General features: G+C 56.9%; 23 protein-coding genes. 13 read left to right on the top strand and 10 right to left on the bottom strand.

Annotated elements, in window-relative coordinates; all coding sequences use genetic code 11:
* Positions 1–73: 73 nt before the first annotated feature.
* Both bamC and dapA read right to left on the bottom strand, forming a co-directional pair.
* Positions 74–1,108 carry an outer membrane protein assembly factor BamC gene (gene bamC / locus HCH49_RS00585; protein ID WP_033146169.1) on the bottom strand — a complete coding sequence of 345 codons (1,035 nt, stop codon included), beginning with the start codon at positions 1,106–1,108 and terminating at the stop codon, positions 74–76.
* A 16-nt stretch (positions 1,109–1,124) separates the two neighbouring features.
* Positions 1,125–2,003 (bottom strand): 4-hydroxy-tetrahydrodipicolinate synthase, encoded by an 879-nt coding sequence (dapA, locus tag HCH49_RS00580; protein WP_033146170.1) that lies wholly within the window; start codon positions 2,001–2,003, stop codon positions 1,125–1,127.
* Between the two features lie 145 nt (positions 2,004–2,148).
* Between dapA and HCH49_RS00575 the strand changes: the two genes are divergently transcribed.
* Together HCH49_RS00575 and bcp are read left to right on the top strand one after the other, a co-directional pair.
* Positions 2,149–2,718 carry a glycine cleavage system transcriptional repressor gene (locus HCH49_RS00575; protein WP_045888584.1) on the top strand — a complete coding sequence of 190 codons (570 nt, stop codon included), beginning with the start codon at positions 2,149–2,151 and terminating at the stop codon, positions 2,716–2,718.
* A complete protein-coding gene (gene bcp, locus HCH49_RS00570; RefSeq protein WP_032659360.1) occupies positions 2,718–3,188 on the top strand; it encodes a thioredoxin-dependent thiol peroxidase in 471 nt (156 codons plus the stop codon). The genes HCH49_RS00575 and bcp overlap by 1 nt, the downstream gene beginning before the upstream one ends.
* A gap of 96 nt (positions 3,189–3,284) precedes the next feature.
* Here the strand turns inward: bcp and HCH49_RS00565 are convergent, their stop codons facing one another.
* Positions 3,285–4,349 (bottom strand): AI-2E family transporter, encoded by a 1,065-nt coding sequence (locus HCH49_RS00565; RefSeq protein ID WP_033146172.1) that lies wholly within the window; start codon positions 4,347–4,349, stop codon positions 3,285–3,287.
* Positions 4,350–4,570: 221 nt separating this feature from the next.
* On the opposite strand from HCH49_RS00565, the gene bepA reads away from it, so the two are divergent.
* Both bepA and arsC read left to right on the top strand, forming a co-directional pair.
* Positions 4,571–6,034: a beta-barrel assembly-enhancing protease gene (gene bepA, locus HCH49_RS00560; RefSeq protein ID WP_033146173.1), complete on the top strand. Its 1,464-nt coding sequence runs from the start codon at positions 4,571–4,573 to the stop codon at positions 6,032–6,034.
* Positions 6,035–6,052: 18 nt separating this feature from the next.
* Entirely contained in the window at positions 6,053–6,409 is a 357-nt protein-coding gene (arsC, locus tag HCH49_RS00555; RefSeq protein WP_023308762.1) for an arsenate reductase (glutaredoxin), read from the top strand.
* Here the strand turns inward: arsC and HCH49_RS00550 are convergent.
* The gene (locus HCH49_RS00550) at positions 6,406–7,230 is read right to left on the bottom strand and encodes a helix-turn-helix domain-containing protein (RefSeq protein ID WP_087823086.1); all 825 of its coding nucleotides are present in this window, start codon (positions 7,228–7,230) and stop codon (positions 6,406–6,408) included. The two genes, arsC and HCH49_RS00550, sit on opposite strands and share 4 nt — an antisense overlap.
* Positions 7,231–7,376: 146 nt before the next feature.
* Here HCH49_RS00550 and celB point away from each other — a divergent pair, with 146 nt between their 5' ends.
* From celB to HCH49_RS00535, 3 genes are read left to right on the top strand one after another with little or no spacing between them, the layout of a single operon-like run.
* Positions 7,377–8,696 (top strand): PTS cellobiose transporter subunit IIC, encoded by a 1,320-nt coding sequence (gene celB / locus HCH49_RS00545; protein ID WP_024907562.1) that lies wholly within the window; start codon positions 7,377–7,379, stop codon positions 8,694–8,696.
* Between the two features lie 3 nt (positions 8,697–8,699).
* Positions 8,700–9,656, top strand: coding sequence for a N(4)-(beta-N-acetylglucosaminyl)-L-asparaginase (locus tag HCH49_RS00540; RefSeq protein WP_087823087.1), 957 nt, complete (start codon positions 8,700–8,702; stop codon positions 9,654–9,656).
* Complete coding sequence (locus tag HCH49_RS00535) at positions 9,656–11,077, top strand: M17 family metallopeptidase (RefSeq protein WP_221702876.1); 1,422 nt, start codon at positions 9,656–9,658, stop codon at positions 11,075–11,077. The genes HCH49_RS00540 and HCH49_RS00535 overlap by 1 nt, the downstream gene beginning before the upstream one ends.
* Before the next feature lie 89 nt (positions 11,078–11,166).
* Here HCH49_RS00535 and HCH49_RS00530 read toward each other — a convergent pair whose 3' ends face one another.
* The 4 genes from HCH49_RS00530 to HCH49_RS00515 all read right to left on the bottom strand — a co-directional run bounded on the left by HCH49_RS00530 (position 11,167) and on the right by HCH49_RS00515 (position 15,622).
* On the bottom strand, positions 11,167–11,868 hold the full coding sequence (locus tag HCH49_RS00530; protein ID WP_211438414.1) for a DnaA inactivator Hda: 702 nt from the start codon (positions 11,866–11,868) through the stop codon (positions 11,167–11,169).
* 96 nt (positions 11,869–11,964) lie between these two features.
* The gene (gene uraA / locus HCH49_RS00525) at positions 11,965–13,254 is read right to left on the bottom strand and encodes a uracil permease (protein WP_029739962.1); all 1,290 of its coding nucleotides are present in this window, start codon (positions 13,252–13,254) and stop codon (positions 11,965–11,967) included.
* 83 nt (positions 13,255–13,337) lie between these two features.
* Entirely contained in the window at positions 13,338–13,964 is a 627-nt protein-coding gene (gene upp, locus HCH49_RS00520) for a uracil phosphoribosyltransferase (RefSeq protein ID WP_023308769.1), read from the bottom strand.
* Between the two features lie 227 nt (positions 13,965–14,191).
* Positions 14,192–15,622, bottom strand: coding sequence for a 6-phospho-beta-glucosidase (locus HCH49_RS00515; protein WP_221701981.1), 1,431 nt, complete (start codon positions 15,620–15,622; stop codon positions 14,192–14,194).
* A 266-nt stretch (positions 15,623–15,888) separates the two neighbouring features.
* On the opposite strand from HCH49_RS00515, the gene purM reads away from it, so the two are divergent.
* From purM to ppx, 4 genes are all read left to right on the top strand, one after another.
* Entirely contained in the window at positions 15,889–16,926 is a 1,038-nt protein-coding gene (gene purM / locus HCH49_RS00510; protein ID WP_221701980.1) for a phosphoribosylformylglycinamidine cyclo-ligase, read from the top strand.
* Positions 16,923–17,564: a phosphoribosylglycinamide formyltransferase gene (gene purN, locus HCH49_RS00505; RefSeq protein WP_196354959.1), complete on the top strand. Its 642-nt coding sequence runs from the start codon at positions 16,923–16,925 to the stop codon at positions 17,562–17,564. Before purM ends, purN begins: the two co-directional genes overlap by 4 nt.
* 206 nt (positions 17,565–17,770) lie before the next feature.
* On the top strand, positions 17,771–19,831 hold the full coding sequence (gene ppk1 / locus HCH49_RS00500) for a polyphosphate kinase 1 (RefSeq protein WP_033146179.1): 2,061 nt from the start codon (positions 17,771–17,773) through the stop codon (positions 19,829–19,831).
* 3 nt (positions 19,832–19,834) lie between these two features.
* On the top strand, positions 19,835–21,373 hold the full coding sequence (ppx, locus tag HCH49_RS00495; protein ID WP_023308773.1) for an exopolyphosphatase: 1,539 nt from the start codon (positions 19,835–19,837) through the stop codon (positions 21,371–21,373).
* A gap of 4 nt (positions 21,374–21,377) precedes the next feature.
* Here the strand turns inward: ppx and HCH49_RS00490 are convergent, their stop codons facing one another.
* A complete protein-coding gene (locus HCH49_RS00490) occupies positions 21,378–23,618 on the bottom strand; it encodes an EAL domain-containing protein (RefSeq protein WP_087823089.1) in 2,241 nt (746 codons plus the stop codon).
* A gap of 352 nt (positions 23,619–23,970) precedes the next feature.
* On the opposite strand from HCH49_RS00490, the gene HCH49_RS00485 reads away from it, so the two are divergent.
* Positions 23,971–24,159, top strand: coding sequence for a YfgG family protein (locus HCH49_RS00485; protein ID WP_029739958.1), 189 nt, complete (start codon positions 23,971–23,973; stop codon positions 24,157–24,159).
* Here HCH49_RS00485 and HCH49_RS00480 read toward each other — a convergent pair.
* Positions 24,156–25,046, bottom strand: a complete 891-nt coding sequence (locus HCH49_RS00480; protein ID WP_221701979.1) for a LysR family transcriptional regulator — start codon at positions 25,044–25,046, stop codon at positions 24,156–24,158. The genes HCH49_RS00485 and HCH49_RS00480 overlap by 4 nt on opposite strands.
* Positions 25,047–25,143: 97 nt before the next feature.
* Here HCH49_RS00480 and HCH49_RS00475 point away from each other — a divergent pair, with 97 nt between their 5' ends.
* Complete coding sequence (locus tag HCH49_RS00475) at positions 25,144–26,373, top strand: MFS transporter (RefSeq protein WP_221701978.1); 1,230 nt, start codon at positions 25,144–25,146, stop codon at positions 26,371–26,373.
* The last annotated feature ends 20 nt before the right edge of the window (positions 26,374–26,393 follow it).

Here is a 26,393-nt window from a genome sequence, read left to right as displayed (position 1 = left end):
CTGGGGATATTATGCCACGCACACGTTTGCGTAGCACTAAAATAAAAAGGGCTGGATTCACCAGCCCTCGTATTTATTTGCTGAATGCTGCCTGGAAGACAGCGACCAGCGCATCGTTCTGCGACTGGGTCAGCGTATGACCTTTTGGATCGATAAACTGCAGACTGCTGCGGTTATCAAGGTCGCCTACCTGAATCTTGTAGTCACCGGAGGCAAGCTGAGGATCTTTCGCGCCCAGTTCCTGCCATGCGCTGTCGGAGAGCGGCTTATACGTTGCCGTCATGCTGCCGGTTGAACGCGTGCTGTCGGTCACTTTCATGCCCACTTTTTCCAGCGTCGCTGGCAGACGCTGCCAGGTCTGGTTAAACGGTGCACGCACCACCAGCATTGGCAGGCCGGTATCATCCGCACCGCTTTGCACATCGAAGGTCGCGCCGTTGCGGCTCTGCGCGGCGTTGGCGGCATCGGTAGCGGTCTTATCCAGACCCGCGGCAATCACGTTCAGCATTTCGGTGCTGTAACGCTGCAGGGACGCGGCATCCGCAACCGGTTTACCCGCCTGCTCCAGGTTCAACAACTTAACGTTAACCGCCTGCTGGTAACCCTGTGGTTTAACGGAGACTTGATAACGACCGCGGTACTGCTGGTCTTCATCCAGGCGGTTCCATTCGATCCAGTCGGTGGTTAACGTCTGGCTGGCGTCATCGCGTTTATCGATGGTGTAGTTCTTCGACTGAATGACGCTGACAACCTGCGGCCACAGCGTGCTACCGCGCGCGCTCTCAACCATCAGAGACGCCGTATCACCGGTGAACTGGGTACGCGCCCCGCTGACCAGCGCCAGAGGCTGTGCTGGCGGACGAATATCAAGCGCTTTACCGACCAGGCCGCTGCCGTTGGTCACGGGAATATTATAATCGCCGTTCTGAATCGGCAGGATCATACCAGCCGGTGCGTGAAGTTCAGCAAGCGGGGTCGCATCCAGATAGGACTCATCACCGCTCACCTGGCGCTTGTAGCGCGAATCTGAACTACAGGCAGCGAGCAGCATAACAAGCGAAACACTCGCAACCTTCGCCAGGCGCGACTTCTGTACTGAATAAGCCATCAAATCTCCCTAAACTCTACAGCAAACCGGCATGCTTCAGCGCCGCCCTGACGATGTCACGACCGTGGTCGGTAATCGGTGTCATTGGCAGACGCAGCGTATCGGTTGCTACAAGCCCCAACTCCTTACATGCCCATTTCACTGGGATCGGATTGGGTTCGACAAATAATTTATTGTGCAGCGGCATCAGACGCTGATTAATGACGCGCGCTTCATCAAAGTGACCGGCTGCGGCCAGTTTGCACATTTCAGCCATATCGCGCGCCGCAACGTTTGACGTTACGGAGATCACGCCATGACCACCGAGCTGCATAAAGTCCAGCGCGGTCGCATCATCACCACTCAACAGGATAAAGTCGTCTGAAACCAGCTCTTTGATCTGATGAACGCGGCTTAAGTTCCCTGTCGCCTCTTTAATACCGATAATATTTTTTACTTCCGAGAGACGACCAACGGTTTCCGGCAGCATATCGCAACCGGTACGGGACGGCACATTATACAGAATTTGTGGCAAGTCAGTATGTTCAGCGATGGCTTTGAAGTGCTGGAACAAACCTTCCTGAGTAGGACGGTTGTAATAAGGGGTCACCGTCAGACAGCCCACGATGCCGCTGTCGTTAAAACGCTTGGTCAGGCTGATAGCTTCTGCGGTTGCATTAGCCCCTGTCCCCGCGATGACCGGAATACGTCCGTCCGCCAGTTCCAGGGTCAGCATCACCACATCGCCGTGCTCGTCGTGGCTCAGCGTTGCGGATTCACCGGTAGTCCCTACCGAAACGATCGCCGAGGTTCCGTTGGCGACATGGTAATCAATGAGCTTCTTCATGCTTGACCGGCAGACATTACCTTTTTCATCCATCGGTGTAACAAGCGCGACAATACTTCCCGTGAACATGAGCCATCCTCTGTGCGAACAAGAGCCTCAATGTTACGTTTGGAACTGTAATAAAAGCAAGCGACCTGAGGCTCGCAGGCGGTTGTATGCATGTTTTTTTTATGCTTTCCTTAGGAAGACTTAACCATGCAAAGGAAGAACAGGTTTGACAACCTCATCACAACATTACCTGGTTATCACTGCGCTGGGTGCCGACAGGCCGGGTATCGTGAACACCATCACCCGTCACGTAAGCAGCTGCGGCTGTAATATCGAAGACAGCCGTCTGGCGATGCTTGGCGAAGAGTTCACATTTATTATGTTGCTTTCCGGGACATGGAACGCCATTACGTTGATTGAATCGACCCTGCCGCTGAAGGGGGCCGAACTGGATTTGCTGATTGTCATGAAGCGCACCACTGCGCGTCCGCGTCCGGCACTGCCTTCTACCGTCTGGGTGCAGGTTGAAGTGCCTGATTCACCGCATCTGATTGAGCGTTTCACCGCGCTTTTTGACAATCATCAGATGAATATTGCCGAACTGGTTTCCCGTACGCAGACAAGCGATGACCAGGGTCTTCCGGTGCTGTTTATTCAAATTACCGCGCACAGCCCTGCCTCACAGGATGCGTCAAATATCGAGCAAGCGTTCAAAGCCCTCTGTACAGAATTAAACGCGCAGGGCAGTATAAGCGTCGTCAATTATTCGCAGCACGAACAGGATGGAGTTGAGTAATGAACCCACTGAAAGCCGGTGACATCGCACCGAAATTTAGCTTACCGGATCAAGACGGCGAGCAAGTAAATTTGACCGACTTCCAGGGACAGCGTGTTCTGGTCTATTTCTACCCGAAAGCCATGACCCCCGGCTGCACCGTACAGGCCTGCGGCTTACGCGACAACATGGACGAGTTGAAAAAAGTCGGTGTGGAAGTGCTGGGTATCAGCACGGATAAACCAGAAAAGCTGTCACGATTTGCTGAAAAAGAGCTGCTGAACTTCACGCTGCTTTCTGATGAAGATCATCAGGTGTGCGAGCAGTTCGGCGTCTGGGGCGAGAAGACGTTTATGGGTAAAACCTACGACGGCATTCACCGCATTAGCTTCCTGATTGACGCTGACGGTAAAGTTGAACATGTGTTTGACGACTTCAAAACCAGCAACCACCACGACGTGGTGTTGAACTGGCTGAAAGCAAGCGCCTGATAAACAGCAAAACGGCAACCCAGGTTGCCGTTTTTAATGTTTTCCCCCTCTCCCCGTGGGAGAGGGTCGGAGTGAGGGCATCAGGCCGCACATAAACTACTTCTCTTCCACCGCCGGCACATCCGGCCACGCGTGGACCACAGCCTTAATTAGCGTCGCCAGCGGAATCGCAAAGAACACGCCCCAGAATCCCCACAGCCCGCCGAAAATCACCACGGATAAGATAATCACCAGCGGATGCAGGTTCACAGCTTCGGAGAACAGCACCGGTACCAGCAGGTTACCGTCCAGGCCCTGAATAATCAGGTACACCGCAAAGCAGCTCCAGAACTCTGTCCCCAGCCCAAACTGGAACAGCGCGACGCCAACAACCGGAATGGTCACCACAAACGCGCCGATGTACGGAATCAGGACCGACAGCCCCACCAGCACCGCCAGCAGCAGCGAGTAGTTCAGGCCGAAAATCAGGAAGCCAATCCAGGTGGCGACCCCCACGACAATCATCTCCAGCACCTTGCCGCGAATGTAGTTGGTGATCTGCTGGTTCATCTCTTCCCAGACCTGCCCTGCCAGCCCGCGGTTGCGCGGCAGAATACGGCGCACGGCGTTGAGCATCTGATCTTTATCTTTCACCAGGAAGAAGACCATCAGCGGCACGAGCACAAGGTAAACCGCCAGCGTCAGCAGCCCGACCAGCGAGGCCAGAGAGTACTTCACCACCGAATCGCCCATCGTCATGATGCGGGCGCGCATATTTTCGGCCATCGCGTCAATAATCCCGGCATCCATCAGGGCCGGGTAACGGCGCGGCAGCGTGGCGGCAAAATCAGACAGCTTGTTCAACATGCCGGGCATGTCGCGGATCAGGTTAATTCCCTGCTGCCAGGCGACCGGCATTACCACAAAGGCCATTAGCAGCAGGATGCCGACAAACAGCACCAGCACGATGCTGGTCGCCCACCGGCGGGAACAGCCGATGTGTTCCAGGCGCGCCGTCGGCCACTCCAGCAGGTACGCCAGCACAATCGCCACCAGCAGGGGAGCGAGCAGGCCGCTGAAGAAGAACAGAATACCGAACCCGGCAACCAGAATAACCAACAAAGCAATGGCTTCCGGGTCGCTGAACCGACGCCGGTACCACTGCATTAACATTTCGAGCATACAACCCTTCCCTGAATCGAATGGCGGGAGTGAGACGGTGGATTGTATCTAACTGTCACAAAAAAGACTTTCGCTTTTTGTATCCCGATCGCAATCCGCAAAAGCCTGATGAATGGGATTTTCTTCATGCTGTAACACGGCTACACTCGCAGAGCAGCAGAGATGAACGTTATGCCGGTTCATCGGTCAAATTAGCACATCCAACATACAGGACAGTGGTTATGTTCAGGCAGTTGAGAAAAACACTGGTTGCAACACTGATTGCCGCGGTGACGGTCGGTCAGGTGTTGCCCGCTTTTGCTGACTCGTCCGATTCATTGCCGGACATGGGCACCACAGCAGGAAGCACGCTCTCTATTGGGCAAGAGATGCAAATGGGGGATTACTATGTTCGCCAGCTGCGCGGCAGCGCCCCGCTGATCAACGATCCTTTGCTGGTACAGTACATTAACGGGCTGGGGATGCGTCTGGTTTCGCACGCCGACTCGGTAAAAACGCCCTTCCATTTCTATTTAATCAATAATGACGAAATCAACGCCTTCGCCTTCTTTGGCGGAAACGTGGTGCTGCATTCGGCGTTATTCCGTTATTCCGACAACGAAAGCCAGCTGGCCTCGGTAATGGCGCACGAAATTTCGCACGTCACCCAGCGCCACCTGGCGCGCGCCATGGAAGACCAGAAACGTAACGCCCCCCTCACCTGGGTGGGCGCGCTGGGCTCCATTCTGCTGGCGATGGCCAGCCCGCAGGCCGGGATGGCAGCTCTGACCGGTACGCTGGCGGGAACGCGCCAGGGGATGATCAGCTTTACCCAGCAAAACGAACAGGAAGCGGACCGCATCGGGATTCAGGTGCTGCAGCGTTCGGGCTTTGACCCGCAGGCCATGCCGAGCTTCCTCGAAAAACTGCTCGATCAGGCGCGTTACTCTTCCCGTCCGCCGGAAATTCTGCTGACCCACCCGCTGCCGGAAAGCCGCCTGTCGGACGCGCGTAACCGTGCCAACCAGATGCGTCCGGTGGTGGTCCAGTCTTCGCAGGATTTCTACATGGCGAAGGTGAGAACGCTGGGGATGTACAATTCCGGGCGTAACCAGCTCACCAGCGATCTGCTGGATACCCTGGCGAAAGGCAACGTGCGTGAGAAAAACGCCGCGCAGTATGGTCAGGCGCTCCAGGCGATGGAAGCCAGCAAATACGACGAGGCGCGCAAAGCGCTGCAACCGCTTCTGGCTGCAGACCCGAACAACCCGTGGTACCTCGATCTGTCGACGGATATCGATCTGGGCCAGAAGAAAACGGCCGATGCGATCAACCGTCTGAAGGGGGCGAAAGACGTCCGTACCAACCCGGTGCTGCAGCTTAACCTGGCGAACGCTTACTTACAGGGCGGTCAGCCTGGCGAAGCGGCGACCATTCTGAACCGCTATACCTTTAACAATAAAGACGATCAAAACGGCTGGGATCTGCTCGCTCAGGCGGAAGCCCAGCTCGGCAACCGCGATCAGGAGCTGGCGGCGCGTGCCGAAGGTTTTGCCCTGGTGGGCCGCCTCGATCAGGCGATTTCCACGCTCAGCAGCGCCAGCGCGCAGGTCAAACTCGGCAGCCTCCAGCAGGCCCGTTACGACGCGCGTATCGATCAGCTGCGCGGCCTGCAGCAGCGCTTTAAGCCGTACGAGAAGATGTAATAAAGGAGAATTCACGTCATGACAGACGCCGTAAAAATTTATCACAACCCTCGCTGCTCCAAGAGCCGCGATACCCTGAGCCTGCTGAAGTCTAACGGCGTTGAGCCGGAAGTCGTGCTGTACCTCGACACCCCACCTGACGCGCAAACCCTCCGCCAGCTGCTGCACATGCTGGGAATGGGCAGTGCAAGAGAGCTGATGCGTCAGAAAGAAGATCTGTATAAGTCGCTTAACCTGGATGACAGCCGTCTCACCGAGGCTGAGCTGATCCAGGCGATGGTTGAAAATCCAAAGCTGATTGAGCGCCCGATAGTGGTGGCGAACGGCCAGGCGCGCATTGGACGCCCGCCGGAAGACGTGCTCGAGATCCTCTAGTCCTTATGCCGCAGCGCTTCCAGAAAGGCCTGCGGCGTACTCTCTCCCAGCTTTTTCTGCGCTTTTCCGCGGTTGTAAAATTCGCACAGCTGGATCAACAGCTCGCCTGCCGGTTCACTGTTCAGACGTGGGATGATTTCACATAGCGGTAGATCAACCTGAACGGCGCGGTATTGCTGTGGATGCGCTGTCACGGTGATATTACGCTCCTCAAGCTTCACCTCGAAACCAAAAGTCTCAACAGATTGAATATCAGCCGGACAGGCTTCCAGAGCGTCATTCGTCCAGTGGGCCAGCAGCTGCGGAGAAATGCCCGCGTACAGCCGGGCGTAGCACCAGCCGCTCACGGGTTCACGCGCCCACAGCAGATGCTGTTCCCCGCCATCGTCCATATGCAGCGACAGAGGCTGATGATGTAACAGGAGTTTTTGCGGCACGATACCAGCCTTCAGCGCCTTTTTTCCCTGCAACGTCGCGCCCTTCTGCTTTATCGAAGCCGGTTTGAGGTAGCGGTTCAGGGTCGCGCGGGACACGGCGATCCCGAGTTCGCTATTGACCATCTGCAGCAGTTCGTCCAGCGGGGCGCCAGTGATATCCCGCAGGGCATTGACCAGCGCAACCTGCTCCTGTCTCAATGCTTTGTGTATCACTTTTGGCGTCGTGTGATTATCCGAAACCTGCTCGCGGTTGCGCCAGCGCCTGACGGTAGTGACCGAAATACCCAGCTCGGTAGCCAGCTCCCTGTCGCTTTTATCTGACTGCTGTAGATAGCGACGGATGCGCGGCGTCGTGGTGGCATTAGCATGCAGTTTAATTTCCATCGCAGAATCCTCGGAACTAATCTTATGAGATTTATATTACACCAGCGATTGCTTTGTGACCGATTTCACCTTTCGCTCGCCGCGCTTCACTGATAATCCACAGACATAACACAAACAACACCCCTCAATCTTGTACGGAGTTCACAATGAACAATGTTCTGGGATTTCTCGAAGCAAAACTGATGCCGCTGGCGGCCAAAACGGCCCAGCAGCGTCATCTCGGGGCCATTCGCGGCGCCTACGTCTCCTTCATGCCGTTTATCATCGTCGGCTCTATTCTGCTGGTGATCTCGTCGTTCCCGAATCAAGCCTATCAGCAGTTTATGTCTCAGGCCTTTGGTGAGAGCTGGAGCGCCATTATCGAAATCCCGTTCAACGCGGTGTTCTCCACCATGTCGCTGTTCATCAGCTTCCTGGTCGCCTTCCGCCTGGCGGAACACTACGGTGAAGACCGCATCTCCTGCGGTATCCTGGCGCTGGTCGCCTTTCTCATCCTGACGCCCTTTATCAAAGTGGCGGAAAACGGCGGTATTACCGTCATTCCGGTGGAGTGGATTGGCAGCAAAGGGCTGTTCGTGGCGATGATCGGTTCCCTGCTGTGGACGGAACTGTTCTGCTGGCTCAAGCGCAAAAAACTGGTGATCAAAATGCCGGACGGCGTGCCTCCGGCGGTGCAGGAGTCGTTCGCCGCGCTGATCCCGGCCCTGCTGGTGATGATTCTGGTGCTGGGTATCCGCATCGTGTTTGAAAACACCCACTACAACACCATCCACCAGTTTATTTACGAAGTGGTTGCCACGCCGGTGCGCCACTACGGCACCTCTTACTTTGGCGCGCTGATGACGGTGTTCAGCATCACCATTCTGTGGTCAGTGGGCATTAACTCCGGCTCGATGATCAACGGCATCATTCGCCCGCTGTGGATGGAGAACCAGACCGACAACATCGCCGCGATTCAGGCAGGCACGACGCCGCCGCACATTATCACCGAACAGTTTTTTGACATGATCTGGATGGGCGGCGCGGGGGCCACGCTGTCGCTGGTGATTGCGATGCTGATTTTCGCCCGCAGCAAAAACATGCGTGAAGTGGCGCGCCTCGGCGCCGGGGCATCGGTGTTTAACATCAACGAACCGATCCTGTTTGGCCTGCCGGTGATCATGAACCCGATCATGCTTATCCCGTTCAACCTGGTGCCGCTGGTGCTGGTCACCGTGCAGTATGCGGCGATGAAGATTGGCGCGGTTGCCGTCACCACCGGGGTGTTTATTCCCTGGACGCTGCCGCCCGTTATCAGCGGCTTTATCGTTACCGGACACCTGAGCGGCAGCGTCATGCAGCTTATCAACCTGCTGATTGGCGCCATGCTGTACCTGCCTTTTATGCGTATCGTGGACAAACAGTACCGCGCGGCGGAAATGGCCACCGTTACGCAAACCGACACCACCCTTGCAAAACAGGAGTAAAGCATGTGGGGAATTATCGCGACCTGGAGAATGGCGCTTGAAGGCGTTACGGAGTCTGCGTCTGCGCTGGCTGCGGGTAAACAGGTCTCTGCAGCGGTGGTGGATGCCGTCGCCGCCGTCGAAGACTTTCCGTTTTATAAATCCGTCGGCTACGGCGGGCTGCCCACCGAAAATGGCGAAGTAGAGCTGGACGCCGCCTACATGGACGGCGATACGCTGGCATTTGGTGCCGTGGGCAACCTGGTGGATATCGCCAACCCGGTGCGGGTGGCGCATGCGTTAAGCCGCCAGCGCTACAACAGCCTGCTTGTCGGCCAGGGCGCGCGGGAATGGGCGCTGAGCCAGGGCTTCGCCGACAAAACCATGCTCACTGACCGCGCCATGCAGCACTACCGCAAACGCTGCCGCGAAACGCTGGATAAGGGCTTAAGCCCTTACGACGGGCATGACACCGTCGGCATTATCGGCCTTGATAAACAAGGGTCAATGAGCGTCGCCACCTCCACCAGCGGCCTGTTCATGAAAAAACGCGGTCGACTCGGGGATTCACCCATTATTGGTTCCGGCTTTTACTGCGACAGTGAAACCGGCGCGGCCACCGCAACGGGCGTCGGTGAAGATCTGATGAAAGGCTGCACCAGCTACGAAATTGTCCGCCGCATGGCGCAGGGTATGACGCCCCAGCAGGCGGCGGATTCGGTGGTGTTCGAGCTGGAAGACAAGCTGATGTCGCGCTTTGGCCGCGCGGGCGATCTTTCCGTGGTGTGCATGAACAACAGGGGCGAATTCGGGGCCGCCACCAACATAAAAACCTTCTCGTTTGTGGTGGCGACGGCTCGCCAGCCCCTCACCGTTTTTCGTACTGAACGCCTGCGGGAGAAAACGCATTATCACGCCGTAGACGATGAGTGGATGCAGGCCTATGCCGCGCGGATCCGCGCGCCGATTGAGGAGTCATGATGATTACGTATCAGTTTATCACCGCGCTTTCTGACGCGGCTCCGCAAAGCCATTTAATTGCCTCCGCCTCCTGTACGCATTTGCCCGAAACAGCGCTGGTCGCGGAAATGCGCGAGTCTGCCAGCATCGCTGACACCCGCTTTGGCTGCGCGCCTTTTGCCCGGATCACCCTCCTGCCGGATGCCCTCTGGCAGGACAGCCTGACCGAAGGATTACTGACGGCGCTGCGCCCGCTGCTGGCCTCGCCCGTCAGCCCCGAGCTGATACTGGACGTTACCGATATCGACGATGTGGTGCTGGCGCAGGTACTGCGCTTTCTCTTTAATCAGGCGCACAGGCTGAGCGACCTGAAGCTGAAGAAAACGGATGAATCGGCGGTGCGCCTTACGCACATCACCGCCCTCTGCCTGCCGGAACAGCAGGCAAAACTGGAGGGTGTCTTCCGCCAGCAGCAGGCCATCGCCCGCGGCATGGTCGCGGCGCGACGTCTGGCGGATATGCCGTCCGACCGATGCACGCCGCAGTTTGTGGTGGAAGAGGCGCAAAGGCTCTGTGCCGCCTTCCCCGCCCTGCGCTGCGAAGTGCTGAACGAAAAGGCTATTGCTGAGCAGGGTCTGGGGCTGCTGCACGCCGTTGGCAAAGGGGCGACCTGTCCGCCGCGCCTGCTGGCGATCCATTATGACGGCGTCAACGACGGCCCGGTGCGCTGCTATGTGGGAAAAGGCATAACCTTTGATACCGGCGGCCTGTGGCTGAAGGAAGGCGCGGGCATGTACACCATGAAATACGACATGTGCGGTGCGGCTAACGTGCTGGGCCTGATGCTGACCGTCGCAGAGCTGGCGCTGCCCGTACGCATCATGGGCGTGCTGGCGCTGGCGGAAAACGCCATCGGCCCGGACGCCATGCAGCCCGGCACGGTGGCGACGGCCTGCAACGGCACCACGGTTGAAATCAACAACACCGATGCCGAAGGCCGACTGGTGCTGGCGGACGCCATCGCCTGGGCCAGCCTTCGTCATCCGCAGGCGCGCTATATTATTGATATGGCGACCTTAACCGGTGCGGTCGTGAAGGCGCTGGGGTATGAGCTGAGCGGGCTGATGACGCAGGATGAACCGCTGGGTGCGGCGCTGACGCTGGCGGGTAAGCAGAGTGGCGATGAAGTGTGGTCCCTGCCGCTGGATGCGCGGCTGAAAAAACAGACCGACAGCGCCATCGCCGATCTGTGCAACACGCCGACCAACAATGCGGCAATCAGTGCGTCGGCGGCGTGGCTGCTGCACCACTTTTGCCCGCCGACCATTCCGTGGGCGCATCTGGATATCAGCGGTACGGCGCTGTGGCGAGAGAGCGGCAGGAGCGTGGCATCGGGAAGACCGATCCCGATGCTGGTGGAACACCTGATGGGAGATCTTTAGCCGGGTGGCGGCTACGCCTTACCCGGCCTACAAAGGGCGGCAGGTTTTCGTAGGCCCGGTAAGGCGCAGCCGCCACCGGGCGAACAAACTCAAAGCTTGAGAATATCTTTCACAAACGGAATGGTCAGCTTGCGCTGGGCGGTAATGGAGGCGCGATCGAGCTGATCGAGCGTGTCAAACAGCGTGCGCATTTCGCGATCCAGACGCTTGAGCAGGAAGCGCCCCACGTCCTCCGGCAGCTCAAACCCGCGCTGCTTTGCGCGCAGCTGTAACGCCTGAAGCTTATCTTCATCTGACAGCGGCTGGAGCTTGTAGATTTGCCCCCAGTCCAGACGAGATGCCAGATCCGGCAGCCCCAGATTGAGCTGTCTCGGCGGACGATCGCCGGTGATCAGCAGCCGGGTTTTGCCCGACTCCAGAATGCGGTTGTAGAGGTTAAAGATCGCCATTTCCCACGGCTCGTCCCCCGCCACGCATTCGATATTATCGATGCAGACCAGCGAGAGATGTTCCATTCCCTCCAGCACCTCAGGCACGAACCAGGTGCGTTTATCCAGCGGCACGTAGCCTACCGCATCACCGCGCGCCGAAAGCTCCGCGCAGGCGGCATGCAGCAGATGGCTGCGCCCCGCGCCTTCGCGTGACCAGATATAGATGTATCCGCTGTGATCCTGGCGCAGCACGTTTTGCAGTGCAGCCAGTAAAGAGGGGTTATCACCCGGCCAGAAACTCGCGAAAGTTTCGTCGTCAGGGAGATAGAGTGGCAGAGAGAGCTGTGCCGGTCCGTTCAGAAATACCTCAACCAGAGATCCTACGTAAAATCGGAATGGAGTTTAACACGGAACCTGCAAGGAGAGAACCGGGCGATCCCTCGCCCGACTTTTCGATCAATGTGGTGCTTTTTCGCTGTCGTCTGCGTCGAGAATTTCTTCTTCCGGGCGGATGACCGAGATCAGCTTGAAGATCAGGCTCAGGCCCACGCCGACGATGGTCGCCAGCGCCATGCCCTTCAGCTCGGCCGCACCGATGTGTACCTTCGCGCCGCTCACGCCGATGATCAGGATAACGGAGGTCAGGATCAGGTTTTGCGCCTTGCTGTAATCCACTTTGGATTCAATCAGCACGCGAATACCGGAGGCGCCGATCACGCCGTACAGCAGCAGAGAAACGCCGCCCATTACCGGCACCGGAATGATCTGAATCGCTGCCGCCAGTTTACCGACGCAGGAGAGCAGAATGGCGATAATCGCCGCGCCGCCGATAACCCAGGTACTGTAGACGCGGGTAATCGCCATCACGCCGATGTTCTCACCGTAGGTGGTGTTTGGCGTCGAGCCGAAGAAACCGGAGATGATGGTGGAGAAACCGTTCGCAAACATGGAGCGGTGCAGACCCGGGTCGCGGATTAAATCGCGCTTAACGATGTTCGCCGTCACCACCAGGTGGCCGACGTGCTCCGCAATCACCACCAGCGCCGCAGGCAGAATGGTGAAAATAGCAAACCATTCAAAGCGTGGCGTATAGAAGGTTGGCAGCGCGAACCAGTGGGCCTGTGCGATCGGGGTGGTATCCACCACGCCCATCGCGAAGGAGAGCGCATAGCCCGCCAGCACGCCGATCAGGATCGGGATAATCGCCATGAAGCCGCGGAACAGCACGGAGCCAAACACCGTCACGCCCAGGGTTACCAGCGAGATGATAATGGTTTTGGAATCCGGTGACTGGCCGTCAGCAGGCAGCAGACCGGCCATATTCGCCGCGACGCCCGCCAGCTCAAGACCGATGACCGCAACGATGGCGCCCATCGCCGCAGGGGGGAACATCACGTCCAGCCAGCCGGTACCGGCTTTCTTCACAATGAAGGACACCACGCAGAACAGGACGCCACACATGATAAAGCCGCCCAGCGCGACTTCATAACCCAGCGGCAGCAGCAGCAACACCGGCGAGATAAAGGCGAAGCTCGACCCGAGATACGCCGGAATTTTGCCTTTACAGATAAAGAGGTACAGCAGCGTACCAATGCCGTTGAACAGCAGCACGGTGGCCGGGTTAATGTGGAACAGGATTGGCACCAGCACGGTTGCGCCAAACATGGCGAACAGGTGCTGCAAACTAAGCGGGATAGTCTGTAAAAGCGGCGGTCTTTCACTCACCCCGATAGCACGGCGCGTCATAGTGTTTTCCTCTGTGTAGTATTGTTGGTGTTTTATTCAAAAAAAAGCCGACTATCAAAGTCGGCTTATTTATCGTTATTCGATTATTTCGTACCAAAGATCTTATCGCCGGCATCGCCGAGCCCCGGGATGATGTACCCATGCTCGTTCAGGCCCTGGTCGATAGAGGCGGTATACAGCTCAACGTCCGGGTGCGCTTTTTCCAGCGCCGCGATCCCTTCCGGAGCGGCAACCAGTACCAGCACCTTAATGCTGTTACAGCCCGCGTTTTTCAGCAGGTCGATGGTGGCGATCATAGAGCCACCGGTCGCGAGCATTGGGTCAACCACCAGCGCCATGCGCTCATCGATGTTAGAGACCAGCTTCTGGAAGTAAGGAACCGGTTCGAGGGTTTCTTCGTTACGGTAGATGCCCACCACGCTGATACGCGCGCTTGGCACGTGCTCCAGCACGCCTTCCATCATGCCGAGACCGGCACGCAGAATTGGCACCACGGTAATTTTCTTACCTTTGATCTGCTCAACCTGCACCGGGCCGTTCCAGCCTTCGATGGTGACTTTTTCTGTTTCCAGATCAGAGGTCGCTTCGTAAGTCAGCAGGCTGCCGACTTCAGATGCCAGTTCGCGAAAACGCTTCGTGCTGATGTCATGCTCACGCATCAGGCCCAACTTGTGTTTAACGAGTGGGTGTTTCACTTCCACAATCTTCATTCTCTTTCTCCTCTGAGGTGGCGTCCGCAAAAAAATCGCGGGATTATACCGCTTTTTTCGGATTAGGCCATACCCATGTTGCTTGACGTATATCAAGCAAAGTGATTTAGAGACAAAAAAACCGGAGGCGAGACTCCGGCTTGGGTGCGGGGTTCTGCCCGGTGGCGCTGCGCTTACGCGGGCCTACGTGTAGTGTAGGTCGGGTAAGCGTTAGCGCCACCCGACAATTACAGGTTCTCGCCGTTGCTCGCAATCACCTGCTTATACCAGTCGAACGATTTCTTTTTACTGCGGTTCAGCGTGCCGTTCCCTTCATTGTCTTTATCCACAAAGATAAAGCCGTAGCGTTTTTTCATTTCGCCCGTACCGGCAGACACCAGGTCGATGCAGCCCCACGGGGTGTAGCCCATCAGCTCCACGCCATCTTCCACCACCGCTTTTTTCATCTCGCGGATATGGGCGGCCAGATAATCAATACGGTACTGGTCGTTCACCGTGCCGTCGCTCTCCTGCACGTCGATCGCGCCAAAGCCGTTCTCAACGATAAACAGCGGCAGCTGGTAGTGATCCCAGAACCAGTTCAGGGAGTAACGCAGCCCGACCGGGTCAATCTGCCAGCCCCAGTCGGATTTCTGCACGTACGGGTTAGAGACCAGGCTCTTGCTTTCGTCGTAATCCAGCTGCGGGTTGTCCGCCGTCGCCTTGGTGGCGAAGGACATGTAGTAGCTGAAGCCGATGTAATCGACGCAGCCCTGCTTCAGCGCGGCTTTATCTTCTTCGGTGATATCCAGCGCGAAACCGCGACGTTCGAAGTAGTTGAGCAGGTGCTGCGGGTACCTGCCGCGCACGTGTACGTCGGTGAACCAGTAGCGGCGGTGCATGGCGTTCATCGCCATCATCATATCGTCCGGCGCACAGGTCAGCGGGTAGATAGGACACATGGCAATCATGCAGCCGATCTGCAGCGACGGGTTAATCTCGCGCCCCGCCTTCACCGCCAGGGCGCTGGCCACGAGCTCGTAGTGCGCCGCCTGGAACATCACCGGTTCACGGTCTTCACCCGGCGCGTACTTCAGCCCGGAGTTCGTGAACGGCGCAAAGTCTTCGTGGAAGTTAGCCTGGTTGTTGATCTCGTTGAAGGTCATCCAGTACTTCACCTTATGCTGGTAGCGCTGGAACACCACTTTTGCAAAACGAACGAAGAAGTCGATCAGCTTACGGTTGCGCCAGCCGCCGTATTCCGTAACCAGATGGAAAGGCATCTCGAAGTGAGACAGGGTGATAACCGGTTCGATGCCGTACTTCAGGCATTCGTCGAACAGATCGTCATAGAATTTCAGGCCAGCCTCGTTAGGCTCAAGCTCGTCGCCTTTCGGGAAGATCCGCGTCCAGGCAATAGAGGTGCGGAAGCATTTGAACCCCATCTCGGCAAAGAGTCTGATGTCTTCTTTATAGCGGTGGTAGAAATCGATGGCTTCATGGTTAGGATAATTTTTCCCCTCCAGCACGCCGTTGGTGATTTCACGCGGCACGCCGTGCGCCCCCGCGGTCATCACATCGGCGACGCTCACGCCCTTGCCGCCCTCTTTCCAGCCGCCTTCCAGCTGGTGCGCCGCAACGGCCCCGCCCCACAGAAAATCTGCTTTAAATCCCGACATTCGCTTTCCCTCATTCTGCGTTATTTTCTGCAAAAACAATTACAGAAACCGGTTTCATTTCGATGATGTGCAAAGGGCGTAGCTGTTGCAAGCAGTTCTCAGAAACCGGTTTCATTTTCGTGAACAGAGTCAAGTTTGGCTGCATTCACGAGGTACACCGAAAAAAAGATCCCCACGTCCAGAATAGGCTCGCAAACGTTTGCCTGGACTGTTAGAATTGCGCCGATTTTTCTTACTAGCTATGCAATCGCGTGGGGATTTAAGCCGTGAACAACAAAACTTCTCTCAGCTACAAAGATGCCGGTGTTGATATTGACGCAGGTAATGCGCTGGTTGACCGAATCAAAGGTGTGGTGAAAAAAACCCGCCGCCCGGAAGTGATGGGTGGTCTGGGTGGATTCGGCGCACTGTGCGCGCTGCCGCAAAAATATCGTGAACCTGTTCTGGTCTCGGGTACTGACGGTGTAGGCACCAAACTGCGCCTGGCGATGGATTTAAAACGTCACGACACGATCGGTATCGATCTGGTCGCGATGTGCGTGAATGACCTGGTGGTACAGGGCGCAGAGCCGCTGTTCTTCCTCGATTACTACGCAACCGGCAAACTGGATGTGGATACCGCTGCCAGCGTGATTAACGGTATCGCCGAAGGCTGTCTGCAGTCCGGCTGTGCGCTGGTCGGTGGTGAAACCGCGGAAATGCCGGGCATGTATCACGGCGAAGATTATGACGTCGCGGGCTTCTGCGTCGGCGTAGTAGAAAAATCAGAAATTATCGACGGCAGCAAAGTGGCCGATGGCGATGTGCTGATCGCGCTGGCCTCCAGCGGCCCGCACTCCAACGGCTACTCCCTGGTGCGTAAAATCCTCGAAGTGAGCGGCTGTGACCCGCTGACCACCGAGCTGGACGGTAAACCGCTGGCTGACCATCTGCTGGCGCCGACCCGCATCTACGTGAAAAACGTGCTTGAGCTTATCGAGAACGTCGACGTTCACGCTATCGCTCACCTGACCGGCGGCGGCTTCTGGGAAAACATCCCGCGCGTCCTGCCGGACAACACCCAGGCGGTGATCGACGAATCCTCATGGCAGTGGCCAGCCGTGTTTAACTGGCTGCAGACCGCGGGCAACGTGAGCTCTCACGAAATGTACCGCACCTTTAACTGCGGCGTAGGTATGGTTATCGCCCTGCCGGCAAGCGAAGCGGATAAAGCGGTTAAGCTGCTGACTGAAAAAGGTGAAAACGCGTGGAAAATCGGTACGATTAAAGCTTCCGATTCCGAACAGCGTGTGGTCATTGAATGAAAAACATCGTGGTGCTCATTTCCGGCAACGGAAGCAATTTGCAGGCCATCATAGACGCCTGCAAGCAGAAGAAAATCAATGGCACCATTCGGGCAGTTTTCAGCAACAAGGCCGACGCGTTCGGCCTTGAGCGCGCGCGGGATGCGAACATTCCCGCGCACGCGCTGGAAGCCAGCCAGTTCGCCGGGCGTGAAGCCTTTGACCGCGAGCTGGTGCATGAGATTGATGCCTACGCGCCGGACGTGGTCGTGCTGGCGGGCTATATGCGTATTCTGAGCCCGGCCTTCGTCGAACACTTCGCCGGTCGTCTGCTGAATATCCACCCTTCTCTGCTGCCAAAATATCCCGGCCTGCATACCCATCGTCAGGTTCTGGAAAACGGCGATGAGGAGCACGGTACCTCCGTGCATTTCGTTACCGACGAGCTGGACGGCGGTCCGGTGATCCTGCAGGCGAAAGTTCCGGTCTTTGACGGCGACAGCGAAGAAGACGTGACCGAACGCGTGCAGACCCAGGAACACGCCATTTACCCGCTGGTGGTCAGCTGGTTTGTCGACGGGCGTCTCGAAATGCGCGACGGCGCAGCCTGGCTGGACGGCGTGAAGTTACCCCCGCAGGGTTATGCGGCCGAAGAGTAGTTTGTTACGTCGGGTGGCGCTGCTGCGCTTACCCGACCTGTTCATTGCATTACCCGATATTCCCTTCTCCAACCTTCTAAAATCCCCAACAAAAAAATAACTGTCATACTTTTCTGGCACTGTTGGACATATCGTGGAAATGCTCGCCATAATAAGGACGAGACGGATTTACCACGTCCTGTGATTGAACTGGAGTGTGAGCTGTAATGGGTCAGGAAAAGTTATATATCGAGAAAGAGCTAAGCTGGTTAGCATTTAACGAACGTGTACTCCAGGAAGCGGCAGACAAAAGTAACCCGCTTATCGAGCGCATGCGTTTTTTGGGCATTTATTCCAACAACCTGGATGAGTTCTACAAGGTTCGCTTTGCCGAGCTGAAAAGACGCATCATCATCAGCGAAGAACAGGGCTTAAACTCGCACTCGCGGCATCTGCTGGGCAAAATCCAGTCCCGCGTACTGAAAGCCGATCAGGAATTTGACGGCCTGTATAACGAACTGCTGCTGGAGATGGCGCGCAATCAAATCTTCCTGATTAACGAACGCCAGCTTTCCGTTAACCAACAAAACTGGCTGCGCCACTACTTCAAACACTATCTGCGCCAGCACATTACCCCGATTCTGATCAACCGCGAAACCGATCTGGTTCAGTTCCTGAAGGATGATTACACCTACCTGGCGGTGGAAATTATTCGCGGTGAGTCTATCCGTTACGCGCTGCTGGAGATCCCGTCCGACAAGGTGCCGCGCTTTGTGAACCTGCCGCCGGAAACCCCGCGCAGACGCAAGCCGATGATCCTGCTCGATAACATCCTGCGCTACTGCCTGGACGACATCTTCAAAGGCTTCTTCGATTACGATGCGTTAAACGCCTACTCGATGAAAATGACCCGTGACGCCGAATATGACCTGGTGCACGAGATGGAAGCCAGCCTGATGGAGCTGATGTCCTCCAGCCTGAAACAGCGCCTGACGGCCGAACCGGTACGTTTTGTTTATCAGCGCGATATGCCGGACGCCATGGTGGAAATGCTGCGCGAAAAGCTGACCATTTCGCGCTATGACTCCATCGTGCCGGGCGGTCGTTACCACAACTTTAAAGACTTTATTGGCTTCCCGAACGTCGGCAAAGCCAATCTTGTGAACAAGCCGCTGCCGCGCCTGCGCCATCTGTGGTTCGATAAATTCCGCAACGGATTCGACGCCATTCGCGAACGCGATGTGCTGCTCTACTATCCGTATCACACGTTTGAGCACGTGCTCGAACTGCTGCGTCAGGCCTCGTTCGATCCGAGCGTGCTGGCGATCAAAATCAACATCTACCGCGTGGCAAAAGATTCCCGCATCATCGACGCGATGATCCACGCGGCGCACAACGCCAAAAAGGTCACCGTGGTGGTTGAGCTGCAGGCGCGCTTCGACGAAGAGGCCAACATCCACTGGGCGCGCCGTCTGACGGAAGCCGGTGTGCACGTCATCTTCTCCGCGCCGGGGCTGAAAATTCACGCCAAGCTGTTCCTGATTTCCCGTAAAGAGGGCGACGATGTAGTGCGTTATGCCCACATCGGTACCGGGAACTTTAACGAGAAAACGGCGCGAATTTATACCGACTACTCGCTCTTAACCGCCGATGCCCGCATCACTAACGAAGTGCGCCGGGTCTTTAACTTTATCGAAAACCCGTATCGTCCGGTGAGCTTTGACTATCTGCTGGTCTCGCCGCAGAACTCGCGCCGCCTGCTGTACGATATGATCGACAAAGAGATCGCCAATGCCCAGAAAGGGCTGTCGTCCGGCATCACGCTGAAGCTTAACAACCTGGTCGACAAAGGGCTGGTGGACAGGCTGTATGCAGCGTCCAGCTCCGGCGTGCCGGTTAACCTGCTAATCCGCGGCATGTGCTCGCTGATCCCGGAACTGGAAGGCATCAGCGACAATATTCGCGTGATCAGCATCGTTGACCGTTACCTGGAACACGATCGGATCTATATTTTTGATAATGCGGGTGATAAACAGGTCTATCTCTCTTCGGCAGACTGGATGACGCGCAATATTGACTACCGTATTGAAGTCGCGGCACCGCTGCTGGATCCGCGTCTGAAGCAGCAGATCCTCGACATCATCGAGATTCTGTTCAGCGATACCGTGAAAGCACGCTATATCGACAAAGAACTCAGTAACCGCTATGTACCGCGCGGTAACCGCCGCAAAGTGCGGTCGCAACTGGCGATTTACGACTATATCAAATCACTCGAGCAACCCGATTAACCTATGCCGATAAATGATAAGACCCCACGCCCGCAGGAATTCGCCGCGGTCGACCTTGGCTCTAACAGTTTCCACATGGTCATCGCCCGTGAGGTGGATGGCGCGCTGCAGATCATCGGTCGTCTGAAGCAGCGCGTACACCTGGCGGATGGTCTTGATGAACGCAGCATGCTCAGCGAAGAGGCGATGGAGCGCGGGTTAAACTGCCTGTCGCTGTTTGCTGAACGCCTGCAGGGCTTCTCGCCCTCCAGCGTGTGCATCGTGGGCACCCACACCCTGCGCCAGGCCCTGAACGCCCCGGAGTTCCTCAAGCGGGCCGAAAAAGTGATCCCCTACCCGATTGAGATCATCTCCGGCAACGAGGAAGCGCGTCTGATTTTCATGGGCGTTGAGCACACCCAGCCGGAAAAAGGACGCAAGCTGGTTATCGATATCGGCGGTGGCTCAACGGAGCTGGTGATCGGCGAAGACTTTGAGCCGCGCCTGGTGGAAAGCCGCCGTATGGGCTGCGTCAGCTTCGCGCAGATGTATTTCCCGGGTGGCACCATCACCCGCGAGAACTTCCAGCGCGCGCGTATGGCCGCTGTCCAGAAGCTGGAAAATCTGGCCTGGCAGTACCGTATTCAGGGCTGGAACGTGGCGCTGGGCGCGTCGGGCACCATCAAGGCGGCGCATGAAGTGCTGCTGGCGATGGGTGAAAAAGACGGGTTTATCACGCCCGAACGCCTGACGTTGCTGACCGAAGAAGTGCTGAAGCATAAAAGTTTTGACGCCTTAAGCCTGCCGGGTCTTTCCGACGAGCGTAAAGCGGTATTCGTGCCGGGGCTGGCTATTCTCTGCGGCGTGTTTGATGCCCTCGCCATAAAAGAGCTGCGTCTGTCGGACGGCGCGCTGCGTGAAGGCGTGCTGTATGAGATGGAAGGCCGTTTCCGCCATCAGGATATTCGTAGCCGCACCGCGCAAAGCCTGGCCAACCAGTACAACATCGACCGTGAACAGGCGAAGCGCGTGCTGGACACCACGGTGCAGATGTACGAACAGTGGCAGGAGCAGAATCCGAAGCTCGCGCACCCGCAGCTTGCCGCGCTGTTGAAATGGGCCGCGATGCTGCACGAGGTGGGGCTGAACATCAACCACAGCGGGATGCACCGCCATTCGGCCTACATTCTGCAAAACAGCGATCTGCCTGGCTTCAACCAGGAGCAGCAAACCATGATGGCGACCCTGGTGCGTTATCACCGCAAGGCCATCAAGCTCGACGACCTGCCGCGCTTTACGCTGTTCAAGAAAAAACAGTTTCTGCCGCTTATTCAGCTGCTGCGTCTGGGCGTGCTGCTCAATAACCAGCGTCAGGCCACCACCACGCCGCCCACGCTGAAGCTTAAAACCGACGACCACCACTGGACGCTGAGCTTCCCGCACGACTGGTTTAGTCAGAACGCGCTGGTCCTGCTGGATCTGGAAAAAGAGCAGCAGTACTGGGAAGCGGTCACCGGCTGGCTGCTCAAAATTGAAGAAGAGAGCGCCGACGTCGCCGCGTAACGGCTCAGGCGTCCGCAGTGGACGCCTCTGCTTCCAGCAGCGACTCAAGCGGTGCCGGTCTGCCAATCAGATAACCCTGCACATAATCGATGCCTAGCGCGTGAACCGCGCTACGTATCTCTTCGCTTTCGACATACTCCGCCACCACCAGCATTTTCTTCATGCGCGCCAGATGGCAGATAGACGCCACAATCTGATAATCCAGGCTGTTGTTGACGATATTGCGAATAAAGCTGCCGTCAATCTTGAGAATATCCGCGTCCACGCTTTTCAGCCGCGCATAGCTCGCATAGCCGGTGCCAAAATCATCAATTGCAATACGTACCCCCATTTTCTGCAGCTGCCGGAGGATGTGTAGCGCCTGTTCCGCATTGCAAAAAGTGCTGCACTCCGTCACTTCAAAGATTAGCTGCCACGGCTCAATGGCGTATTTCGCCAGCAGGCGATTCACCTCAAGCGGAAACTGCACCCGACACACGGTCGACGGGGCAAGATTAATGGCAAAGCGCTGGCCGGGCAGTCTTTCGCGATGCGCGGCGAGAAAGCGCAGGGTGTGCTCGAGCACCCATAAATCTACCCGCGAGGAGAGACCAAACTCCTGCGCGACGGGCAGGAACTGGTCGGGGGAGATCAATAGCCCGTTTATATCCGGCATCCGGAGCAGGACTTCGTGATAGCAATCGCCACGCATGCCGCGAACGGGTTGAACCAGCAGGGTGAATTCGTCGTTATCAAGCGCCTTTTGCAGGCGGCTCATCATCGCGACTTTATCCTTCAGGTTGCGCTGCAAATGGACGGCCCCACGCTGCTGAAGGTTTTCCGGATGGTTGGAGGAGAGCGACAGGTCGGCAACCACGCCCAGCTCGCCCAGCACCAGATAAAGATGGTTAACCGGGGACCGGACATAGCAATAGCTCACGCCCACCTGCGGCTGCAGCGGCATGCCGTCCCAGACAAAGCGGAACTGCTTGATGTGCTCGTCCAGGGCTTCAATCCGCTGCTGGTGCAATTCCGCGTTGAGCCGTACCGCCAGGTCATACCCGGTCAGGTGATACACCAGCTCATTGGGCTGGAGAATGCCATTCACCCACTGCGCCAGCTGCTGCTTGTACTGAATCCTCAGCAACACGCCGTAATTTCGGCCCAGAATTTCCAGCTCCGGAATGCGCAGCAGGCAGAGCGCCGACCACGGGTTTTTCGCCAGATCGCGCGACAGCGCCCGCAGATTAGGCATATGGACGACCGGGTCGAGCAGCGCCAGCCTGCGGGAGCGTTTGTTCGCCGCGCGCTGCCGGGTCGCCAGCATCGACATATAAATCACCACGAACGAGAAGACCAGGTAACTGGAAGAGGTGATCGCCAGCTGAATGTCATACCCCGGGTTCACCGGGATATAGCGGTAAAAATAGTGAATAGACACCAGCAGTATCGGCGTCCAGATAAGCGAAATCAGCTTATAGCCAAAACGCATCGCGCCCCAGAGCATCACCGGCATCAGCAGGGAAAGAGTATAGTTGGTGGTGAAAATGGAGCTGTTCTCATTCATCGGAAGCAGCAGCAGCGAAAGCAGCCCGCCAAGCGCGATAGCCCACACCAACAACTCAACGACCGTCACCTTTTTGTCTATCTCGGAACGGATCTGCGAGAGAAGGCTTTTGATATAGCGCGGATGACGAAGCAGGCGGATCAGCAGATAGCTCAGCGGCACGCCCGTCAGGCCGCTGACCAGCAGCGTCTGATAGTTGATGAGCGTGCGAATATTGAGGGGATTTAATCCCGCAAGGCTCTGACGGCTCTCATACACGCCTAAATACACCGCAAACTGAAACAGCACCAGAAACAGCGTCGCGGGGCAGAACGCCTGCCAGAAGATGCGCTGCGCCATCAGCCGAACGTCGCCGTACGCGGTCATATTCCGTCTGGGCGCAAACACCCGGTAGCCACCCCAGCTGAGCACTAAAGGGACGACAAAATGGAGGATCCCCGCGACGGTTTCAAACATACCGACCGACGGGTAATAGCGGATAAACAGCGACAATACGATCCCGGGCAGCGCTTCCAGGCCAAAGAACATCATCAGCGAAAGCAAAAATGAGAGGGGTAAATAATAGAGTGCCGCAATGCCGTCGCCCAGCTGCGTGAATGTATTCGCGATGCTCAGCACGGGAAGTAAAACCACAGGCAAAATAAGCGGTAATGCCCACCAGCGGTTTTCATTTTTTTTCAGGAAAGCCAGAATGTTCATAGATGCCCGGTTAAACCCCTTTCGCTCCAGAGGGAAAATAAAGACAGGCATCCAACCTGACGTACGCGCCGCCCGGCAAGGTGAGGGGCGAACTGTATGGAGGAAAGATTTTAAATATCAGGGCCGGGAAGCCGTTGACTTAAATCAAACTACTTTACGCAAATAACTTTTTGCGGCGTTTTTTTGAAATTATTTTCTTCATATTATCAATATGGTAAATGCATTAATTAATTTCAATAACATTAATCAATGTAAACATTGACGGTTATTTACACACAGCAGAATTGACCCCGCCTTCCCGCTGTGCCTTAATATCCTTGTCGCCCAAAAGGGCTTATCCAGGAAAAACAGAGTGAGTCAGGTCACGCGTATGCGCAAACGACATCAATTTAATACCCGAATGACCCGCATCATACTGCTCATCAGCTTCCTGTTTTTCTTTGGCCGCTTCGTTTACTCTTCAATTGGCGCCTGGTACCACCATCAGGACAAAACCCAGTCGCAGCAATCCAGCCTGACCGTCGACACCGCCGATCGCTAAACAGCCGCAGGATGTTGCACGAGCCGAATAATGGCCGCGATCCCTTTGCTGAGGATTTTATCCTGCCGCATTACGATCGCCAGCTGCCGCTGCAGCATGGGCGTAAGCGACATCACACATAGCCCTTCGCGATCGGCATCCTGTTCGACCGCCATTCGCGGCACAATACTGTAGCCCAGACCCGCACGAACCATGCGTTTGATCGCCTCGATGCTGCCAAGCTGCATCACCGGTGCGATCGCTAATCCATTCGCCGCAAACCAGCCATCGATCAGCGCCCGGGTACCGCTGCCTGATTCAAAGGCAATCAGCGGCTGAGCGTGCAGCGCCTCCGGGGTAAAACCCCTGAAAGCATCCTGCTGCTCCCGCGACGCGATAAAAACAAACTCTTCGTCCATTACCGGCATGACGTCCAGCGCTCTGCCGCTCACCGGCAGCGTCACCAGCCCCATATCGAGCCGGTTCTCTTCGATGGCCCTGACGATGTCGAGGGTGTTGCCCGTCGTCACCCCCACGCTCAGAAGCGGATAGTCCTGGCGCAGCTTCTCCAGCAGCGGCGGCAGAAGATGGATGCAGGCCGTTGCCCCCGTGCCAAGCGTAATGGTGCCGCTCACATCGTGGCTGAATGCGCTCACGGACCGGATAGCGTCATCCACCGCCTGCTGAATACGCTCCCCATGCGCCAGCAACGCCTGCCCGGCAGCCGTAGCCTTAATCCCCCGCCCGGTACGCTCCACCAGCCGCGTTTGCAGAAACTGCTCCAGCTGACGTATTTGCAGGCTGACGGCGGGCTGGGAAATACCCAGCACATCCGCTGCCGCTGAAAAGCTGCCGCGCTGGATCACCAGACGGAAGGTGGCGAGATAGCCCAGATTAAGCGTTGTCATTCAAAGTTTCTCTTATACCGCGCATAAGGTTGCTGCCCTGCCAGCACAATAGCGCGCGAGTTATGCTCAGGACAACTGCATAACGGAATGAAAAACAATGGAAACACCCGCCCTGCCTCGCCGCCTCGCCCTCATGGCGGGATGTAATCAGCTTATCAACTGGGGGATCTCGTTTTATATGCCCGGCACCTTTGCGCTGGCGATTTCAGCCGACCGGGGGTGGTCATCACCGCAGATTTACCTCGGCCTGACGCTGGCGATGCTGGTGATGGCGGCGGTTTCTCCGTTTGTCGCCCGCCTGCTGGCACGCTTTGGCGGTCAGAAAGTGGTGATGAGCGGCACGTTGCTGATCGCCGCAAGCTGCGCAGGGATGGCGTATACCCAGACGCTTTTTGGCTGGTACTGCGCCTGGCTGATCGGCGGCGTAGGGATGCGCCTGTCGCTGTACGACGCGCTGTTCGCCGCGCTGGTAAACCTCTACGGGCAGCAGGCGCGAAGAACAATCTCACGCGTCACGCTGGCGGGCGGGCTGGCCTCCGCCGTTTTCTGGCCGCTGGGCGATGCTCTGCTTCAGGTCATGAGCTGGCAGGAGGCGCTGCGCGTCTACGCGCTCTTCGGCCTGCTGAGCGCGATGCTGATTCGAACGCTTCCCCGCCAGCGGCTGACGGTGACGACAAAGGTCACCGCGCCGCCTCTTAACAACGAGCGGCATAACGGCTGGCTTTATGCCGCCTTCATTGCCCTCATCACCTTTGTCTCTAGCGGCACGTCCACCCATCTGCCGGAGTTTATTGCCCACTTTGGCCTGCCGGTCGCCATCGGCATGCTGTGGGGAGTCGGCCAGACGGGCGCCCGCTCGCTGGAAGTGCTGGCGGGTGCCCGCTTAACCCCCTTCAAACTCACGCTTTTTACCGCGCTCGCCATGCCGCTCTGCTTTCTTCTGGGGATGAGCAGCGCCCTGTTTGCGTGGTGTGCGGCCGGGTTTGTGCTGGGCTACGGCGCCATCAACGGGCTGGTCACCATCGTAAAAGCCACCCTGCCGCTGGAGCTGTTTAGCCCCGAAAGCTATGCCCGCCGCACCGGCATGCTGCTTATCCCCGGCCAGCTGATGGCGGCAGCCTCACCGTTTGCCTATGCGTGGCTGAATAAAACGCTGGGGATCGCAGGTGCAATGTGGGTATCAACGGGGCTGACGCTGGTGATTGCCGGGCTGGCGATAGCGATTGTGCGTCGTCCAGGCAGGCAAACCGTATCGCACTGTATCCAGAGCGCCACGCTGACAAACGGGTACAAAACGCCGCCTCCGGCAAATATCTCCGATACATAAAAATGGTTTTCTTTCCCTGT

Source organism: Enterobacter sp. Y17 (assembly GCF_019730495.1).
Lineage (GTDB): Bacteria > Pseudomonadota > Gammaproteobacteria > Enterobacterales > Enterobacteriaceae > Enterobacter > Enterobacter asburiae_B.
Note: the sequence above shows the minus strand (reverse complement) of the source record. Positions and strands in the feature narration are given on the sequence as shown.

Excerpts from the sequence above, each read along its gene's own strand:
- bamC (WP_033146169.1), bottom strand. The coding sequence starts at position 1,108 with ATGGCTTATTCAGTACAGAAGTCGCGCCTGGCGAAGGTTGCGAGTGTT.
- dapA (WP_033146170.1), bottom strand. The coding sequence starts at position 2,003 with ATGTTCACGGGAAGTATTGTCGCGCTTGTTACACCGATGGATGAAAAA.
- bcp (WP_032659360.1), top strand. The coding sequence starts at position 2,718 with ATGAACCCACTGAAAGCCGGTGACATCGCACCGAAATTTAGCTTACCG.
- HCH49_RS00565 (WP_033146172.1), bottom strand. The coding sequence starts at position 4,349 with ATGCTCGAAATGTTAATGCAGTGGTACCGGCGTCGGTTCAGCGACCCG.
- bepA (WP_033146173.1), top strand. The coding sequence starts at position 4,571 with ATGTTCAGGCAGTTGAGAAAAACACTGGTTGCAACACTGATTGCCGCG.
- arsC (WP_023308762.1), top strand. The coding sequence starts at position 6,053 with ATGACAGACGCCGTAAAAATTTATCACAACCCTCGCTGCTCCAAGAGC.
- HCH49_RS00550 (WP_087823086.1), bottom strand. The coding sequence starts at position 7,230 with ATGGAAATTAAACTGCATGCTAATGCCACCACGACGCCGCGCATCCGT.
- celB (WP_024907562.1), top strand. The coding sequence starts at position 7,377 with ATGAACAATGTTCTGGGATTTCTCGAAGCAAAACTGATGCCGCTGGCG.
- HCH49_RS00540 (WP_087823087.1), top strand. The coding sequence starts at position 8,700 with ATGTGGGGAATTATCGCGACCTGGAGAATGGCGCTTGAAGGCGTTACG.
- HCH49_RS00535 (WP_221702876.1), top strand. The coding sequence starts at position 9,656 with ATGATTACGTATCAGTTTATCACCGCGCTTTCTGACGCGGCTCCGCAA.
- uraA (WP_029739962.1), bottom strand. The coding sequence starts at position 13,254 with ATGACGCGCCGTGCTATCGGGGTGAGTGAAAGACCGCCGCTTTTACAG.
- upp (WP_023308769.1), bottom strand. The coding sequence starts at position 13,964 with ATGAAGATTGTGGAAGTGAAACACCCACTCGTTAAACACAAGTTGGGC.
- HCH49_RS00515 (WP_221701981.1), bottom strand. The coding sequence starts at position 15,622 with ATGTCGGGATTTAAAGCAGATTTTCTGTGGGGCGGGGCCGTTGCGGCG.
- purN (WP_196354959.1), top strand. The coding sequence starts at position 16,923 with ATGAAAAACATCGTGGTGCTCATTTCCGGCAACGGAAGCAATTTGCAG.
- ppk1 (WP_033146179.1), top strand. The coding sequence starts at position 17,771 with ATGGGTCAGGAAAAGTTATATATCGAGAAAGAGCTAAGCTGGTTAGCA.
- ppx (WP_023308773.1), top strand. The coding sequence starts at position 19,835 with ATGCCGATAAATGATAAGACCCCACGCCCGCAGGAATTCGCCGCGGTC.
- HCH49_RS00490 (WP_087823089.1), bottom strand. The coding sequence starts at position 23,618 with ATGAACATTCTGGCTTTCCTGAAAAAAAATGAAAACCGCTGGTGGGCA.
- HCH49_RS00480 (WP_221701979.1), bottom strand. The coding sequence starts at position 25,046 with ATGACAACGCTTAATCTGGGCTATCTCGCCACCTTCCGTCTGGTGATC.
- HCH49_RS00475 (WP_221701978.1), top strand. The coding sequence starts at position 25,144 with ATGGAAACACCCGCCCTGCCTCGCCGCCTCGCCCTCATGGCGGGATGT.